The organism is Paraburkholderia sp. GAS199, assembly GCF_050436585.1.
In the GTDB taxonomy this organism is placed as follows: domain Bacteria; phylum Pseudomonadota; class Gammaproteobacteria; order Burkholderiales; family Burkholderiaceae; genus Paraburkholderia.
In genome coordinates this window covers 1026801-1042467 of record NZ_JBNDMM010000001.1, presented here as the reverse complement: position 1 = coordinate 1042467, position 15667 = coordinate 1026801, and the positions used below count along the sequence as shown (strand labels likewise).

Sequence of the window (15667 nt, the reverse complement as noted above, 5' to 3'; positions counted from 1 at the left end):
AGTTTGCTCAAATAGTTCGTTTTTTGTCTGATAATTCGTTGGACTAATTGGCGAGGAATAGAGCGCTGCACGGCAAAAGGTGAACCGCGATCGCCCTATCCGGCGATCGCGGTTCGATCATGCGTTCAGCCACGAACTGATTAGCCGCGTGTACCCGACGCCTGATCGGCCGGTGCGGCGTGATGCAACTCCGGCTCCGCCACTTGCAGACCACGCGCCTCGACCGGCGTTGCACCCTTGCGGATCTTCGCCACCTGAGCGGCCGTCGCCTTGCCACCCGTGTTGCCCCAACCCGTCTGGATGAAACTCACGACGTCCGCCACCTGCTGATCGCTCAGGATGTCGGCATACGGCGCCATCGTCAGCGTCGACGGTGCTGTCTGCGTGGACGGCTGCGCGCCGCCCGACAGCACGATATGAATCGCCGACGTCGGATTCGCCGTCTGCAACACCGGGTTGCCGGCCAGCGCCGGGAACGCCTTGCCATTCCCCTTGCCGTTCGACTTGTGACACGCAGCGCAGCGATCCAGATACAACTGTGCGCCCGGCACAGCCGGCACGTTACCGACGAACAACTGGCTGGCAACGTGCGCGTCGTACGCATACGGCTTCGTCGCTTCATTGCCGGCCTGCGCGCCGAGCGACTTCAGATAGAGCGCGATACTCTGCAGATCGCGCGTCGTCATGAACTGCGTCGAATCGGCGATCACGTCATTCATCGCGCCGAAGGAAGCGGTGCGCGCGGTACGTCCGGTGTGCAGGAACTCGACGATTTCCTGCTCGTTCCAGTTCGCGAGACCGCCGCCGTGCTCGTTGCGCAGACTCGGAGCGATCCAGCCGTCAATTGCGCCGCCACCTGCCAGATAGATCGCGTTGCCGTCGCCGGTCAGCGCCTTTTCCTGCAACGTCACGCTGCGCGGCGTGTGACAACTGCCGCAATGCCCGAGGCCTTCGACCAGATACGCACCGTGTTCGGCCGACGCGTCCGGACCCGCGACGTCGGCAAACGGCTCGGGAGTCGGCGCATACATCCAGCGCCAGATTTTCAGCGGCCAGCGCATCGACAGTGGCCACGGAATCTCATTGGCCCGATTGGCCTCGGCGACCGGTGCGACGCCATGCTCGAAGTACGCGTAAAGCGCGTGCATGTCGGCGTCGTTGACGCGCGAGTACGACGGATACGGCATCGCCGGATACACCGCATAGCCCGCTTTCGTCTGGCCGTGACGCATCAGCACGGCGAAATCGTCGTAGGTCCACGCGCCGATGCCGTGATCGCGATCCGGCGTGATGTTGGTCGAATAGATGCGGCCGATCGGCGTCTGTATGGCGAGGCCGCCGGCGAACGGCTTGCCGTTGCGCGCGGTGTGGCAGGCAATGCAGTCGCCGAGACGCGCGAGATACGCGCCGCGCTCGATCAATGCGGCGTCGGCGCTGCTGCCGGCGGCATACGCAGCGGGAGCAATCAGGCCGCACAGCGTGGCGGCGGCCAGAACGAGATGCTTCAATTTTGTCATGGTGGCGTGGTCCTCAGGCATCGATCAGAGGACGCGGATCTTTGAGGTATTGCTCGCGGATGGCCTTCGCGGACCAGTAAGCGAGCGCGGTGGCGAGGCCGGTCGGGTTGTAGCCGATGCCCACCGGGAACACACCCGAGCCGACGGCGAACACGTTATGCACGTCCCAGCTCTGCAGATAACGGTTGAGCACGCTCGTCTCGCGGTCGGGTCCCATCGCGACGCCGCCGGCCCAGTGAGTCGTCTGGTACGGGCGCAGGTCGAAGTGGTCACCTTGCTTCAGCATCGAAACGCCGATGGACCTCGGATTCATCGCGTGAGCCACCTGCATCATCTGCCCGGTCACCCAGTTGCTCATGCGGATGTCGTTGTCCTTCCAGTCGAACGTGAAGCGCAGCAGCGGCTGGCCCCATGCGTCCTTGTAGGTGGGGTCGAGATCGACGTAGTTGTCGCGATACACCATGTTCGAGCCATGCACGTCGAACGACACGAAGTTCGTGTAGCTGTCTTTCACTGCGTGCTTCCACGCCGCGCCCCACTTCGGCGTGCCGTCCGGCACCGGAATGCCCGAGATCGGCTTGACGCCGGCCGGGTTACACCACACCGGCGAGCCGCCGACGAAGCCAAGTCCGCTGTGATCGAAGTTGTCAGCGTTGAAGTCGTCCACCGCGACGCCGTTGCCGCCTGCGCCAATGAAGTTGTTGGTGTTCTTGCCCGGCTCGAAGAACGCCTTGACGGTCGACATCGTCTGGTAGGCGATGTTCTTGCCGACCGCACCCTTGCCCGTGACCGGGTCATACGGCTTGCCGATGCCCGAGACGAGGAACAGGTGCGCGTTGTTATAGGCGAACGTGCTAGCAATCACGATCGACGCGGGCTGCTCGACCTGATTGCCTTGCGCGTCCACGTAAGTCACGCCGGTCGCTTTCTTTTTCGTGCTGTCGAGGTTGATGCGCAACACGTTGCAATGAGCCCGCAACTCGAAGTTCTTCACCTGACGCAAGGCCGGCATGATGTTGACGTTGGGCGACGCCTTCGAGTAGTTGTAGCAGGCGTAGCCGGAACAGAAGCCGCAGAAATTGCACGGTCCCATCTGGCAGCCGTACTGGTTCGTGTACGGCTGCGACACGTTGGCGGACGGCTCCTGAAACGGATGCAGCCCAACCTCGCGCGCGGCCATTTCGAACAGGTGCGCGGTGTACGGCGTCTTCTGCGGCGGCGTGGGAAATTCGTCGGAACGGTTCGCCTCGAACGGGTTGCCCATGCCGTTGTTCACCACCTGCCCTTTCACGCGATACGCGCGACCCGAGGTGCCCATCATCTTCTCGACGAAATCGAAGTGCGGTTCGAGTTCTTCGTAGCTCACTCCAAAATCCTGGATCGTCATGCCTTCCGGGATGAACTTGCGGCCGTACTTTTCTTCGTAGTGACTCTTGATCCGCAGTTCTTCGGGGAACACGCGCCAATGCTGACCGGACCAGTGCAGGCCCGCGCCGCCCACGCCTTCGCCAGGTTTGAACGCGCCGATCTGCCGGTACGGCATGGCCGCGTCGTTCATGTTCCAGCGGAATGTGAAGCTCGTTTTCGACATGTCCTGGAAGAGTTTCCAGCGCTGCAGATACGTCAACTCGTCGATGGTCTTCGGATACGCGCCATCCGGATAGGTGTCGCGATAAGCGCCACGTTCGAGCGCGAGCACGTTCAGGCCCGCCTCGGTCAATTCCTTCGCCATGATGGCGCCCGTCCAGCCGAAGCCGACGATCACGACGTCGACTGGCTTCATGGTTCGATCGGTCACTGCTCTTTCCCCTGTAAATCGTATGTGGCAGGCACATTTCCGCCCTGTCACCGGCAAAATTTGGAACCGGTTCCAACAATGGACGTAAAAATGACCGTGCGTCGTTCAGCCGATCGAGACCGGCGGAAGCGGATAACGCTTGCCGTATTGTTCGACCTGGTCCATGTAGTCGGCGCGGGCGCCTGGAAAGTTGATCATCTTCCAGGCTGCCATGCCCTTGTTGCCGCCATGCTTCGGATCGCAGAAATAGCCTTCGTGCGTGTTCTGCAGAAGCTGTGCGAAGAAGTCCGCGGGCGGCACATCGCCGATCGCGAGCTTGCCGTGTTCGAGTTGCCCGATCACGTCGTCCTGCGTGGCGGCGTCGAGTTCGGCAAATGACTTGCCGTGGGCAGTGCGTACAGTGCGGTCGAGGCCGGCCAGCGCGTGGCGGTAAAGGTCGCGCGGCGCGAGTGGCGACTGGTAGCCCATCAGCGGCGACGGGTTCTGCGCGAACGGTCCGTGCATGTAGAACAGCGCGCCGTGACCATACGGCAGGTTCATCTGCCGATCGATGAATTCGGCAACGCCTGCTTCGACGGCGCCGGGGCCGGTGTCGTCAGCGGGGATCAGGCGATCGACCAGCGCGGTGAGCGTGGTCCATTCGTCCGGGGAAAAATAAGCGGGTTGGTAGCGTTGCGGATCGGCGGCAGCCTTGACGATCGTCGTGCCGACGACGCCGGTGCCGACCGCCACTGCAGCAGGCGCGATAGCGATGACATCACGCATGAACGCCCGGCGCGCGGGCGAAATCTGAATTTTTTTCATGTAGAGATGAGCCGTGTGGGAGGCCGCCAGGATGATGGCGGGCTTAGTGCAGTCTTCGGCTTTTGACCGATGACCCGTCTCCCCACGCTCTGATGGTCGATCGCATCATGTGCGGCGATCGGACACAGGGACTCTACCGTTTCTAAATAAATCATGCTGCGAACCCGGCATTCCGGCGCTCCAGCATTCCAGCACTTGAGTGCGGCACTCTCTGGAAACGGCCGACGTACCCGTCGGCCGCCCCACCTCAAACCTTCACTCCACCGTCACCGACTTCGCCAGATTTCTCGGCTTGTCCACATCGGTCCCGCGCGCACACGCCGTGTGATAAGCCAGCAACTGCAACGGCACCACATGCAAAAGCGGCGACAACGGGCCGTAGTGCTCCGGCATTCTGATCACATGAATCCCCGGCTCGCTGCCGATCCGCGTGTCCGTATCCGCGAACACATAAAGCTCGCCGCCCCGCGCCTTCACTTCCTGAAGATTCGACTTCAGCTTTTCGAGCAGCGTGTCGTTCGGCGCGATCGTCACGACCGGCATCGCATCGGTGACGAGCGCCAGCGGACCATGCTTCAACTCACCAGCCGGGTACGCCTCCGCGTGAATATAGGAGATCTCCTTGAGCTTGAGCGCGCCTTCGAGCGCGATCGGATAGTGCGATCCGCGTCCGAGAAACAGCGCGCTTTCCTTGCCCGAAAACTTCTCAGACCACGCGATGATCTGCGGTTCCAGCGCCAGCACCGCATTCAGCGCGGCCGGCAAATGGCGCAGCTGACGCACATAGTCGGCTTCCTGTTCGGCGCTCACGGTGCCGCGAATTTTACCGAGCGTGGTGGCCAGCACGAACAGTCCCACGAGTTGCGTGGTGAACGCCTTAGTCGAGGCCACGCCGATCTCGCGGCCCGCGTGCGTGTGAAACGACAATGACGTCAGGCGCACCATCGCGCTCGTCGCCACGTTGCAGACCGACAGCGTGTGCTTGTGTCCGAGCGACTGCGCATGCTTCAACGCGGCGAGCGTGTCGGCCGTTTCACCGGATTGGGAGATCACCACCACCAGCGCTTTCGGATTCGGTACCGAATCGCGATACCGGTACTCGCTGGCGATTTCAACCTGCGTGGGAATCTTCGCAATCGACTCGAGCCAGTACTTGGCCGTCAGTCCCGAGTAGTAGCTGGTGCCGCAAGCAAGGATCAGCAGACTGTCGATATCCGCGAACACGGCGGCAGCCGTTTCGCCGAACAGCGACGCATCGAGCGACTCGCCCTGCGGCACCGTATCGGCGATCGCGCGCGGCTGCTCGAAGATTTCCTTCTGCATGAAATGCCGGTACGGGCCGAGTTCCACGCCGCCACCGTAGGCGGCCACCGTGCGCACTTCACGCTGCACGTCGACGCCTTCGCGGCTCACGACTCGCACGCGCTCCAGCGTCAGCTCGCACACGTCGCCCTCTTCCAGGAAGATGAAGCGTTCGGTTTCGCCGGCCAACGCCAACGCATCCGAAGCGAGGAAATTCTCGCCTTCGCCGATACCGACGACGAGCGGCGAACCTTGCCGCGCGCCCACCACGAGATGCGGATGAGCCTTATGCTCGACCGCGATCGCGTAGGCACCGTCCAGTTGCTTCACGGCCTCGCGAACCGCGTCGAACAGATTGCCGCGATACAGGCTGTGCACCAGATGCGCCACCACTTCGGTGTCGGTTTGCGACACGAACACATAGCCCTTGGCACGCAGCATCTCGCGCAACGGCTCGTAGTTTTCGATGATGCCGTTATGCACCAGCGCCAGCTCGTCCTTCGAAAAGATCGGATGCGCGTTGTCCGTGACCGGCGCGCCATGCGTCGCCCAACGGGTGTGCGCCACGCCCGTGCCGCCTTCGAGATGCGTCTCGCGCGCCTGCGCGTCGAGATCGGCGACGCGTGCCGTGCTGCGCGCGCGTCGCGGACCGCTGGCGTCCAACACGGCGACGCCGCACGAGTCGTAGCCGCGATACTCGAGACGCCGCAGTCCTTCGATCAGAACCGGGACGATGTTACGTTGCGCTACCGCGCCGACAATGCCACACATAAATTTGCGTTTCCACGTGATGTTGTTTCGATGAGGCAAGTTGCCCCGAATCGGATAAGGCCTCAGGCGTAGCCGGCCGGATTGGTCGATTGCCAGCGCCAGTGGTCGGCGCACATGCGTTCGATACCGTATTGCGCGCGCCAGCCGAGCAGCTTTTCCGCTGCAGCCGGATCGGCGAAGCAGGACGCGACGTCACCCGGACGACGCGCCACGATTTCATAAGGCACCGGCTTGCCCGACGCCTTTTCGAACGAGCGAACCACGTCCAGCACGCTGTAGCCCTGCCCCGTTCCAAGGTTCACGACGAAGCTGGCGTCGCGCGCGACCAGCGCATCGAGGGCCGCCAGGTGTCCGCGCGCCAGGTCCACCACGTGGATGTAATCACGCACGCCCGTGCCGTCCGGCGTGTCGTAGTCGCCGCCGAACACGCGCAGCTTTTCCAGCTTGCCGACTGCCACTTGCGCGACATACGGCATGAGGTTGTTCGGCACGCCGCCTGGATCTTCGCCGATCAGACCGCTCTCGTGCGCGCCGACCGGATTGAAATAACGCAGCGTGGCGATGCGCCACGACGCATCCGATACTTCCAGATCGCGCAGAATCTGCTCGGCGATCAGCTTGGTCTGCCCGTACGGATTCGTGGCGGACAACGGAAACGATTCGTCGATCGGCGAAGTTTTCGGCACGCCGTACACCGTGGCAGACGAGCTGAACACGAACTGCTTCACATTGCGCGCGCGCATGACCGACAGCAGCGTCAACAGACTGCCGAGGTTGTTGTCGTAGTACTCGATCGGCTTCGAGACCGATTCGCCCACCGCCTTGAGTGCCGCGAAGTGAATCGCGCCGCTGACCGGATGCGCGTCGAAAATGCGTTGCAGCGCGGCTTCGTCGCGCGAATCCGTTTCATAGAACGCGACGCGCTTACCCGTGATCTGCTCGACGCGTTTGAGCGACTCGCGGTTGCTGTTGACGAGGTTATCGACCACCACCACGTCGTAGCCGCCGTTCAGCAATTCGACACAGGTATGCGAGCCGATAAATCCCGCGCCGCCGGTGACGAGAATCGTGCCTTTCAGGTCCATGCGAAATTCCTTTTTTTATTGATTCAGTCCGCTTGTCACGGACTTGCATTGCCGGTAACGGCCGCGCCCACGCCGACTGTCATGAGTCCGCCATCGGTGACGTAAGGCACGAAGCCGGCTTCAACGATTCGCGCCGCGGTGGCGGCTGCGCACGTGTCGTCGGCGGGCGGGCAATAGTCGATGGAAAGCACCGGCAGCCTGTATTGGTCGCGGATCGTCACCGCCTGCATCAGCAGCCAGTCGCGATCGGCTTGCGGCACTTCCGTGTATTGCTGCTTGCCGGCATCCCAACCGCGATACAGTGATTCGAACGCCACCATGTAGGCGAGATCGTGAACCTGCGGCAAGATTTCGAAGCCGCGGTTGAAGATCAGTTTCGCGCCGGGAAAACGCTTCTTGATCGCGCGAATCACCCGCACCATCCCCGCTTCCTGCGCGGCTCGCGTGGTGTCTGTCTTCGCAATCAGGTGGTAGGAGTCGAGCGTATCGAGGAAAAAGCCGCGATAGCCCTTCTTCCATAGCGGCGCGATCACCTTGTCGACGAAAAACGCCGGCCATTGCGCGGCCGTCTGATCGATCACATGCGAGGCCCACGCTTCGTTGACGCCTGGCAGCCACTCGCGCGGCATGGCGCTGTAATACGCGCGATGCGGGTTGACCTCGCCGACGCTCACGTACGCGAACCATGCGGGATGCGCTTTCGCATGAGCGCGCGGTTCAAAGTGCGCGTCGGGATCGACCACCACGACGTCGAATGTCGACAACTCTTCGACCGGCGGATTCATGCCGTAGTACAACGCCACCGAAGGTCCCGCCGGCGCGCCTTGGGCGTGCGCCACCGAAGTCAGCGCGCCGAGCGCGGCCATGCGCGCAAACCGGCTGACACGACGCAGTAGCGCGCGCAAGGTGAAGCGTCCGTTGTGATCGTGCTCGGACAAATCCGGCTCCTCTTTCATGTTGTTCAGGCAACGCTGCCCGCTCGATGCCGTCGTCAACTGCCCGCGGGCAGGAACGACCACCAGCAAATGCTATCGAGCGATACGGTCGAGATCGACGGACTGAAGCCCGCCTGTTGCGCAGCCGTCCACGCGGTTTGCGCGGTCGAACTCGCCGTGCACGACGACGCGTAGTCGAGCGAGCCCACGAGGAATGCGCTGCGGCCAAGATTCTGTTCCGTGCTTTGCCACGACTTCAATAGCTGCACGATCGACGTGCTCGTCGACGGCAGGAAGACCTGTTCCGCGATCACGCCATCGATCAACCACGGAAACGACACACCGCCCGTCGTTCCGCCGATGGCCGACACCGGCGCGGCATTGGGCACCAGCGCCAGATTCGGGAAGCGGTCGCGCAGTTGCTTGACGAGATCGAGGCCGCCCTGCGCGCAGGTTGCATTGCATGGAGCACTCGACGAGTTGGCGCCGTGGCCGACGATTTCGAAGTTGTCCAGCATGAAGCCGTCGATACCCGTTGCCGCGAGACGCGGCGCGATGTAGTTGACGATCAGGTTCTGATAGTCGGCGTTGGCGGGATTCATCCAGTATTCCTGGAAGCCCGAGTATTTGCTGATTTGCGCCGCAGTATTCGCGCCGCACGATACGAAGCCGGTCGGCACCGTTGTCCAGTAGGTCCGCGATTTTTCGCAGGCACCGAAGTTCAGATAGCTGAGCACTTTCGCGCCCTTCGCTTTCAGCGCCGCGATCTGGGTGGCCGAGAAAGCGGGCGTGCCGGTGCCCGGATCCGCGTCGATCACGATCACGTTGAACGTGGCCGCCGTCTGAGCGATGTCGATCGCGCTGCCCCGGCCGTAATACACCGCCCACACCGGCGACGTCGGCAAGTTGCGCGCCGTCGCGATAGTCGGCTTGCTGGTCGACCCGGAATTCGTATCGGACGATGAATTGCCCGAACTGCCCGAAGTGACCGAGCCAGTCGGGTTGCCGGAGTTGGCGATGCTACTGCTCGCCGGAATCGCCGCGGCCACGGTCGAGCCACTCGTCGCGCCCGTGCCGCTGCCGCCGCCTCCGCAACCGGCCAGCAGACCGCAGGCGGCGATCATTACGGCTGCACCGAGCCAGCGTTGGACGACACGGCGGCCGTCATGAACGCCGACGGCAACGCGCGCGCGAGCGGCCCGCCGAAGCAGGCCAGAATCAGATTGATGCATGGTGGAATCCGAAGTCGAATGGTGTGAGGCCAAACGTGCCGGCGCGCCGGTTCGTCTCGTCGAACGCGCCGTGCCCTCACTCCTTCTACAACGGCAGCAGGAACACGATCTTGAGCCGAAACAGCAACGCTTTACACTCAACCCCGCAACATATACGTTTCGTATTCCAAAGACATGAATTTGCGATCGAGCACTTTCACGGCCGCCACCACCACGACCAGCAGCGCCAGCGCAAAACCATAACCGTAAAAATCCGGTCCGAGTTTCAGCGTGATGCCGGTGAAGAGTCCGTTCAGCACGACGAATGCGCCGGTGAGCCGCAGCACCATACGTCGCCCGTCCAGATAGAAGAACACGTTGAGCAGGCCGAGCAGCAAGACCTGCAAACTCGCCGACACCACGTCGACGACGAGCAGCGGCATATACAGCGGCGAAATGCCGAGCGAGGCCAGCACGCGCTCGCCGAAAGCGATGATCAACAGCAGCACGACCGTCTGCACCTTGATGATTTCGTACAGGCCGGCACGCACGCTGCCCACCATCATGTCGCGCATTTCGTTGATATGGCGCAGTGTCGCGCCGCTACGCACCGCGTCGTAGAAGGCGTCGTAGTACTCGACGAAATCCGCTTCGATACGCACGAGGAACGTCGCCATGCCCGGCATCACGCACACGTAGGCGATAAAAATCGGAATGTCGTAAATCACCGACGCATTCAGCGGTCCGATCACATGCGTGCCCGTGCCCGGCGAATACCAGAACATGAACTTGTCGAGCCACACGCCGATATTGAACAGCAGGCCGACCAGCGCGAGGCTCGGATAGGAAAAGCGCCGCTGGAACACTTCGAAAGACACGAAACGTTCGCTGCGGTAGTTACGGTAAATCAGACCCGACAGACCGGCGAGCAGCACGATATGTCCTGCCACGAAACCACCGAGCAGGCCAACCAGTCCATAGCCGTTCAACGCGAGCGCGAGGCACACCACGCATGCATAGCCGACGGCAAAGACCATCAGGATCTGTCGATACTGTTTGACGCTCGACAGAAAGATCACGGCGATCCAGATGTTGCTGACCACCACGAAGCCCGTAATCATCAGCAAGCGGTAGATCAGCGGCTCCTGGCGGAAACCCACCAGCATCGCCACCACCGCGACCACGCTCGCCAGCACCGACGACACCAGCACCACGCCGTTGTAGTTCGACAGCACGAGGTCGTCGCGCTTTTCAAACAGCCGGTCGGAGATGAAGCGCGTGAACGACAGTTGCAGCGGTCCCGTCAGAATCAGACTGAGCGCAATCAGATAGGTGACTGACACCTGGAACTGCACGATTGCAAAGGTCGGAATGACCGAGGTGAGACTGATCAGCCCGATGATCAGGATGCCGAAGATCGACAGGATCAGCGGACCGGAACTGATCAGACCCGCGTAGGCATAAGCGCGCGCCACGCCGGCCAGCGTGTCGCGGCGCATGATCTTGCGTAATTCAAAGCCGATACCCGCCATCAGCGTGTCTCCTGCGATTGAACGGGCGGCGCCGGCTGCACGCGCGGCGCTGCGTTCGATTGAGTGCTGTGATGCATCGGGCAGCGCGCGGCATCGTTAGCCGAGCCGCTACGCTCGCGGTCCGGCAATGCGGAGAGGCGCTCATACAGCGTGCGATAGCGGTCGATCATCTGCTTCTTGGTGTAATAGCGGCGCACGCGCGCGAGTCCGGCCTGTTGCGCGGCCTGCCAGCGGGTTCCGTCGGCGAGCAGCGCCAGCACGGCCTGAGCGAAGGCCGCCGGGTCGGCGAGCTGGACCACCGCGCCCGCGGAGCCGAGCGCGCGATCTTCCTCGTCCACGCCTTCGATCAGTTGACGGCACGAGCCCACGTCGGTCGTGATAGACGGCACGCCGGCCGCGAAACCTTCCAGCACCACGAGCGGCAACGCCTCGCTGATCGAGGTCAGCGCGATCACGTCGATCTGCGGCATCATGTCGTCGATGCGCTGAAAGCCGAGGAACTTCACGTTGCGGCTCAGGCCGAGACTCTCCACCAGCGCGCGGCATTCGAGCGCGTAAGCGGGATCTTCCTCTTCCGGTCCGATGATCCAGCCTTCGAGGTCCGGCATGGTGCGCGACGCAATGAAGATCGCGCGAATGAAGGTCTTGATGTCCTTGATCGGCACGACGCGGCCGATCAACGCCACCACGCGATGCGAGCGCGGCTTGCGTTCGGCCACCAGCGGCCCCAGCGCGTCCACGTCGATGCCGTTCGGAATACACTGCGTGCGTTCGGCGCGCGCGCCGTCCGTGATCTGGCGCTGGCGGTTCGCTTCGTACAGCGCGACGATATCGTCGGCGGCGTCGTACGCGAGCTTGCCGATCGCTTCGAAGAAACGCACCCACAGTTCGCGGAAATAGCTGACGCGCGAAATATCGCGCTCGAATACGCCGCGGTTGTCGCGAATCCACTGGCTTTGCAGCAGGTCGATCTTGCGCTCTTTCGTGTAGATGCCGTGCTCGGAGATCAGCAGCGGACGGCCCGTACGGTAATGCGCGAGTGCGCCGAGAAAGCCGCCGTATCCCGTCGACACCGTGTGATACACCTTGGCCGGCAGCAGCTTCTCGGCGACGCGCGCGAGTTGCCACAACGGCTTGTGCATGATGCGCACGGTCCAGAAGTAATCGGTAAACGAGGGATCGGTGCAGTACTTCTGGTACTGATCGACGATCGTGTCCCAGGCCGCGCGGCTCGACAGGAACTGTTCTTCGCTCAATGCGCCGTTCGTTCCGAGCATCGGAATCACGTCGGCCATCAATGCGCTCACGTCCTTGCCGCTACGCGGATCGCGCAGGGCGTCGTGCAATTTCTGGGAGCGGGCAAAGGCATCGGCATCGCCGGCGACAGCGCGCGGTTGGAAATCCGCCGCGGCCTGCTCGTACAGGAAGTGCGTTTCGATATGCACCACGTTATCCGGCAACGCATAGGCGACACCGTTGTAGTCCTGCTCCCGGCTGCCGATGAACACAATCGCGAAGCGGGTCTCCGGGTAGGAGCGGATCATTTCATTGACCCAGCTCGACACGCCGCCACGCACGAACGGGAACGTGCCTTCGAGCAGCAGGCAGACATCGGCATCGGCCGCACGGCGGATCGGGAGTTCTTTCATCATGACCAGTACTTCACAACCGGTTTGAGTGTGGGCAACGCGGCAGCATTGCCCAGCGATGCGAGAAGCTGCTTGACGCGAGCGTAGTCGCCGCGCAGGAAGTCGGCTTCCGCCAGCCACGGCACCAGCCGTTCACGCGGGAAACCGAGTGCGAGCGCCTGGCCGATGTATTCGTGCGCGGCATTGGGCAAGCCGTTCGCCAGCGCGAGACGGCCGCGAATCAGCCACAGCGCGGCGTCGCCCGGATCGGTTTCGAGCGCCGCCTGAGCGTATCGGTCAGCCTGTTGCAGCGTATGACGGTAAACCGCGCCCTGCACCAGGTTCTGGTACACGAGTTCGAAATACAGCTCGGCGAGCAGGCGGTTGAGCGCGCGGCGCTCGGCATCGTTGCCGGTCGCTTCCAGCGCTTTGCTGGTGCGGAAGATCTTCTGCATGATTTCGTTTTCGGCGTGATCCAGCGTGCCGTAAGCGATCAGGCGAATGTCTTCGAGCGGATCGGCCAGCAACTCGCGCAGCAACGTGCCCGTGGTGCGGGTCGGCATGCTCTGGATCGCCACCAGCGCGGACAATCTATCGGTAGGCGACACCTGAGTATTGGCGAGACGCGCCTGCAGACGCGCGCCGCCGCCGTGCGACACGCGCGACACCAGATAGGTGACGAATTCCGGGCGCGGCACGTCGGTGAGCTGATCGCTGTCCTTGCCGCCCGGAAAGAGCGCAGCCCAGATGCAGCTGCTCAGCACCACGAGTCCGCCGAACAGCGGCACGAAGGTGCAGGCGAGCCACAGCAACAGCAACGACATCGCGCGCGGCTCGCGGTAATTCAGCGGCAGCCACGAGCGGAACGCGATCGCCTCGGCGAGTCCCGCCACCGCCTGCCACGCAAAAAAGCGCAGCAGCGGATCGATCGCGCCGGCCGGCTGCAGCAGGCTCGCGATCGCCAAATATTGCACGATCACGGCCACCACGGCCGCGAGCGCGCCGACGATGAGAGAAATGGACTTAGACATCGAGGCCGCTTCGCTTGAGAAGACGCAGGAGCGCCGCGCCCGGCTCGTCGCCCTCGAGGTGGAGCGTGTGAACGCCAACGCGCGCGCGTTCCAGGTCGGTGCTGAACTGGGCCGTCAGGCTGGCTTCGATACGCGCGAGATAACCGTCGATGCCGGTCGTGTCGGTAGCCGGCATCAGATTCACCAGCACCGACTGCTTCGCGGTCTGCACCGGCCACATCACGTCCAGCGAACGACGCCGACGCATGACGTGCTCGAACAGCGAGTCGCCTTCTTCATCGCGCGGGAACGCCAGCGCGACGAGCGACGATGCCACGCCCGCCTTCTGCTGAAGACGCGTGAGGCGGCTCAGGTCCAGCGCGAATTCGTACGGGCAGTTCGGCACACGGTCGAGAATGCGTTGCACGAATGCGGAATGCTCGACGCCATCGGCGTAATAGCCGAGCAAGACCAGCAGCAATTGCAGGTTGTCGAAGTTCAGCGACAGGAACGGCATGCGCTTGACGACGAGCAGCGCGCGCAGTTCACCGTCCGCCGACACCAGCGGCGCGCACACCAGGTACTGGCTGACCGGCACGACCGTGTCTTCGTTCTTCAGGTGCGCGACGCTCAGCGTATTCACTGCGTGCGTGACGAGTTCGTCGTGGACGGCGAGTTCGAACGGGTCGCCGATCTGCGCGATGGCCTGCGCGCCGAGCTTGCCGTTATGCACCGGGTACAACGCAGCGACTTCGATCTGGCAGGCCTGCGCGACGAATTCCAGCAGACCGCTCGCGCCGCCAAGCGGATCGCGTTCCTTGTCCGCCGCCGGCACGGCCAGCGCGGTATCGTTCGCCACCGACAGACGGCGCAATTCCGTAATCGAATCGCGCAACGTGGTCGGACGCGACAGCAAATCCTTTTCGAGCCGCTCGTGCGAAAGCCGCATCAGATAGTGGCTGTTGGTCAACGCGACGAGACGGTCGTTCAGGTAATCGTTCAGCGAGGACGCGCGCCCGGCGCGGCTACCCCACGTATCGCCGAAGTGTCCGGCGAGAATCGTCTGGATCAGACCACCCGCGAAATACAGCGCGGGGAACGAGCCGCCGGCAGGATAAAAGACCGCCCACGCGCCGAGCATCAGGCCGCCGCTCAGCAGACCGAGCAGGCTGCCATAACGCAATGCCACCAGCAGCGGCGCCAGCCACAGCCACGGAAAACCCGCGTGCAGCAGCACCGGATCTTCAGGATGAAGCCAGCGGGTCACGGCCAGTACGGCCACCATGAGCACGACAGTCTCGACGATCGCGAACGGCCGCGCTACCGCGGGCGCCAGCAGGCGGCGCACGCGTCCGAGATTGCCGAACGGATGCGCATGACGCGGCTTCGAGGCGCTCGGATTGTTTTCCACGGCTGCGGTATTCACGGCCATTTCCTTTTCACATGTCGGGTTGCGGCTTGCGGCGCACATGTCGGGCGCAAGCCGGCAACCTTGGGGAGTTGCTTGTCGATGTTCTTACTGACGCGCTTGCAACGGCGAGAGAACCTTGCCGATCAACGAGGTTGCCACACTCGAAAGTGCCGAGCGGCTCCAGCCCGTGCGCGTACCTGTCGCGCTCCACACCACAGCGCCGTTCGACACGTCGATCAGCTCGAAGGTCACGCCGACCACCGGTTCGCCGTCCACGCCCGTCTTGTAGCGCCATTCTTCGACGGCGCCCGACAGGATGTAGCGGGCGTTCTGCGAACGTGCCCACTCCAGAGCCTTGTCGCCGTCGGCGCGCTGGTTCGTGTCGAACATCGCGTTGCGGTTCGCATCGGCGGGGGCGATACGCACGTCGGCGATGCCGCCGGCGCGCAGCGTGTTGGCCGCGATCGATTCGGCGCTCTTGCCGGCGTCCGGCGTTTCGGTGTAGTTGGCGATCGAGACCAGCGCCACCTTGTCGCCGTGCGTCAGCGCGGGGCCCGACGTCTGACGGACCGTGGCGCATGCGCTCATCACCAGAGCCAGCGCGGTTGCCGCGACACACCAGGCGCTCGTACGAGCCAATCGTTTAATGCCGACCATGAAGAA

General features: G+C 63.0%; 12 protein-coding genes. All 12 read right to left on the bottom strand.

Going from position 1 to position 15667, the window contains the following annotated elements:
* Positions 1-140: 140 nt before the first annotated feature.
* Positions 141-1517: a c-type cytochrome gene (locus P3T18_RS04515; protein ID WP_429298705.1), complete on the bottom strand. Its 1377-nt coding sequence runs from the start codon at positions 1515-1517 to the stop codon at positions 141-143.
* Positions 1518-1530: 13 nt separating this feature from the next.
* Positions 1531-3300 (bottom strand): GMC family oxidoreductase, encoded by a 1770-nt coding sequence (locus tag P3T18_RS04510; RefSeq protein ID WP_429298704.1) that lies wholly within the window; start codon positions 3298-3300, stop codon positions 1531-1533.
* Between the two features lie 120 nt (positions 3301-3420).
* Entirely contained in the window at positions 3421-4119 is a 699-nt protein-coding gene (locus P3T18_RS04505; protein WP_429298703.1) for a gluconate 2-dehydrogenase subunit 3 family protein, read from the bottom strand.
* 255 nt (positions 4120-4374) lie between these two features.
* Positions 4375-6192 carry a glutamine--fructose-6-phosphate transaminase (isomerizing) gene (gene glmS, locus P3T18_RS04500; RefSeq protein ID WP_429298702.1) on the bottom strand — a complete coding sequence of 606 codons (1818 nt, stop codon included), beginning with the start codon at positions 6190-6192 and terminating at the stop codon, positions 4375-4377.
* A gap of 62 nt (positions 6193-6254) precedes the next feature.
* On the bottom strand, positions 6255-7277 hold the full coding sequence (gene galE / locus P3T18_RS04495; RefSeq protein ID WP_429298701.1) for a UDP-glucose 4-epimerase GalE: 1023 nt from the start codon (positions 7275-7277) through the stop codon (positions 6255-6257).
* 35 nt (positions 7278-7312) lie between these two features.
* Positions 7313-8215 carry an endo alpha-1,4 polygalactosaminidase gene (locus tag P3T18_RS04490; RefSeq protein ID WP_429298700.1) on the bottom strand — a complete coding sequence of 301 codons (903 nt, stop codon included), beginning with the start codon at positions 8213-8215 and terminating at the stop codon, positions 7313-7315.
* Positions 8216-8268: 53 nt separating this feature from the next.
* A complete protein-coding gene (locus tag P3T18_RS04485) occupies positions 8269-9336 on the bottom strand; it encodes an endo alpha-1,4 polygalactosaminidase (RefSeq protein ID WP_429298699.1) in 1068 nt (355 codons plus the stop codon).
* 245 nt (positions 9337-9581) lie between these two features.
* Positions 9582-10955 carry an exopolysaccharide Pel transporter PelG gene (gene pelG / locus P3T18_RS04480; protein ID WP_429298698.1) on the bottom strand — a complete coding sequence of 458 codons (1374 nt, stop codon included), beginning with the start codon at positions 10953-10955 and terminating at the stop codon, positions 9582-9584.
* On the bottom strand, positions 10955-12607 hold the full coding sequence (pelF, locus tag P3T18_RS04475; RefSeq protein WP_429298697.1) for a GT4 family glycosyltransferase PelF: 1653 nt from the start codon (positions 12605-12607) through the stop codon (positions 10955-10957). The genes pelG and pelF overlap by 1 nt, the downstream gene beginning before the upstream one ends.
* Entirely contained in the window at positions 12604-13614 is a 1011-nt protein-coding gene (locus P3T18_RS04470; RefSeq protein WP_429298696.1) for a hypothetical protein, read from the bottom strand. Before P3T18_RS04470 ends, pelF begins: the two co-directional genes overlap by 4 nt.
* On the bottom strand, positions 13607-15019 hold the full coding sequence (locus P3T18_RS04465; protein WP_429298695.1) for a PelD GGDEF domain-containing protein: 1413 nt from the start codon (positions 15017-15019) through the stop codon (positions 13607-13609). The genes P3T18_RS04470 and P3T18_RS04465 overlap by 8 nt, the downstream gene beginning before the upstream one ends.
* 90 nt (positions 15020-15109) lie before the next feature.
* Positions 15110-15661 carry a penicillin-binding protein activator LpoB gene (locus P3T18_RS04460; RefSeq protein ID WP_429298694.1) on the bottom strand — a complete coding sequence of 184 codons (552 nt, stop codon included), beginning with the start codon at positions 15659-15661 and terminating at the stop codon, positions 15110-15112.
* Positions 15662-15667: the final 6 nt, after the last annotated feature.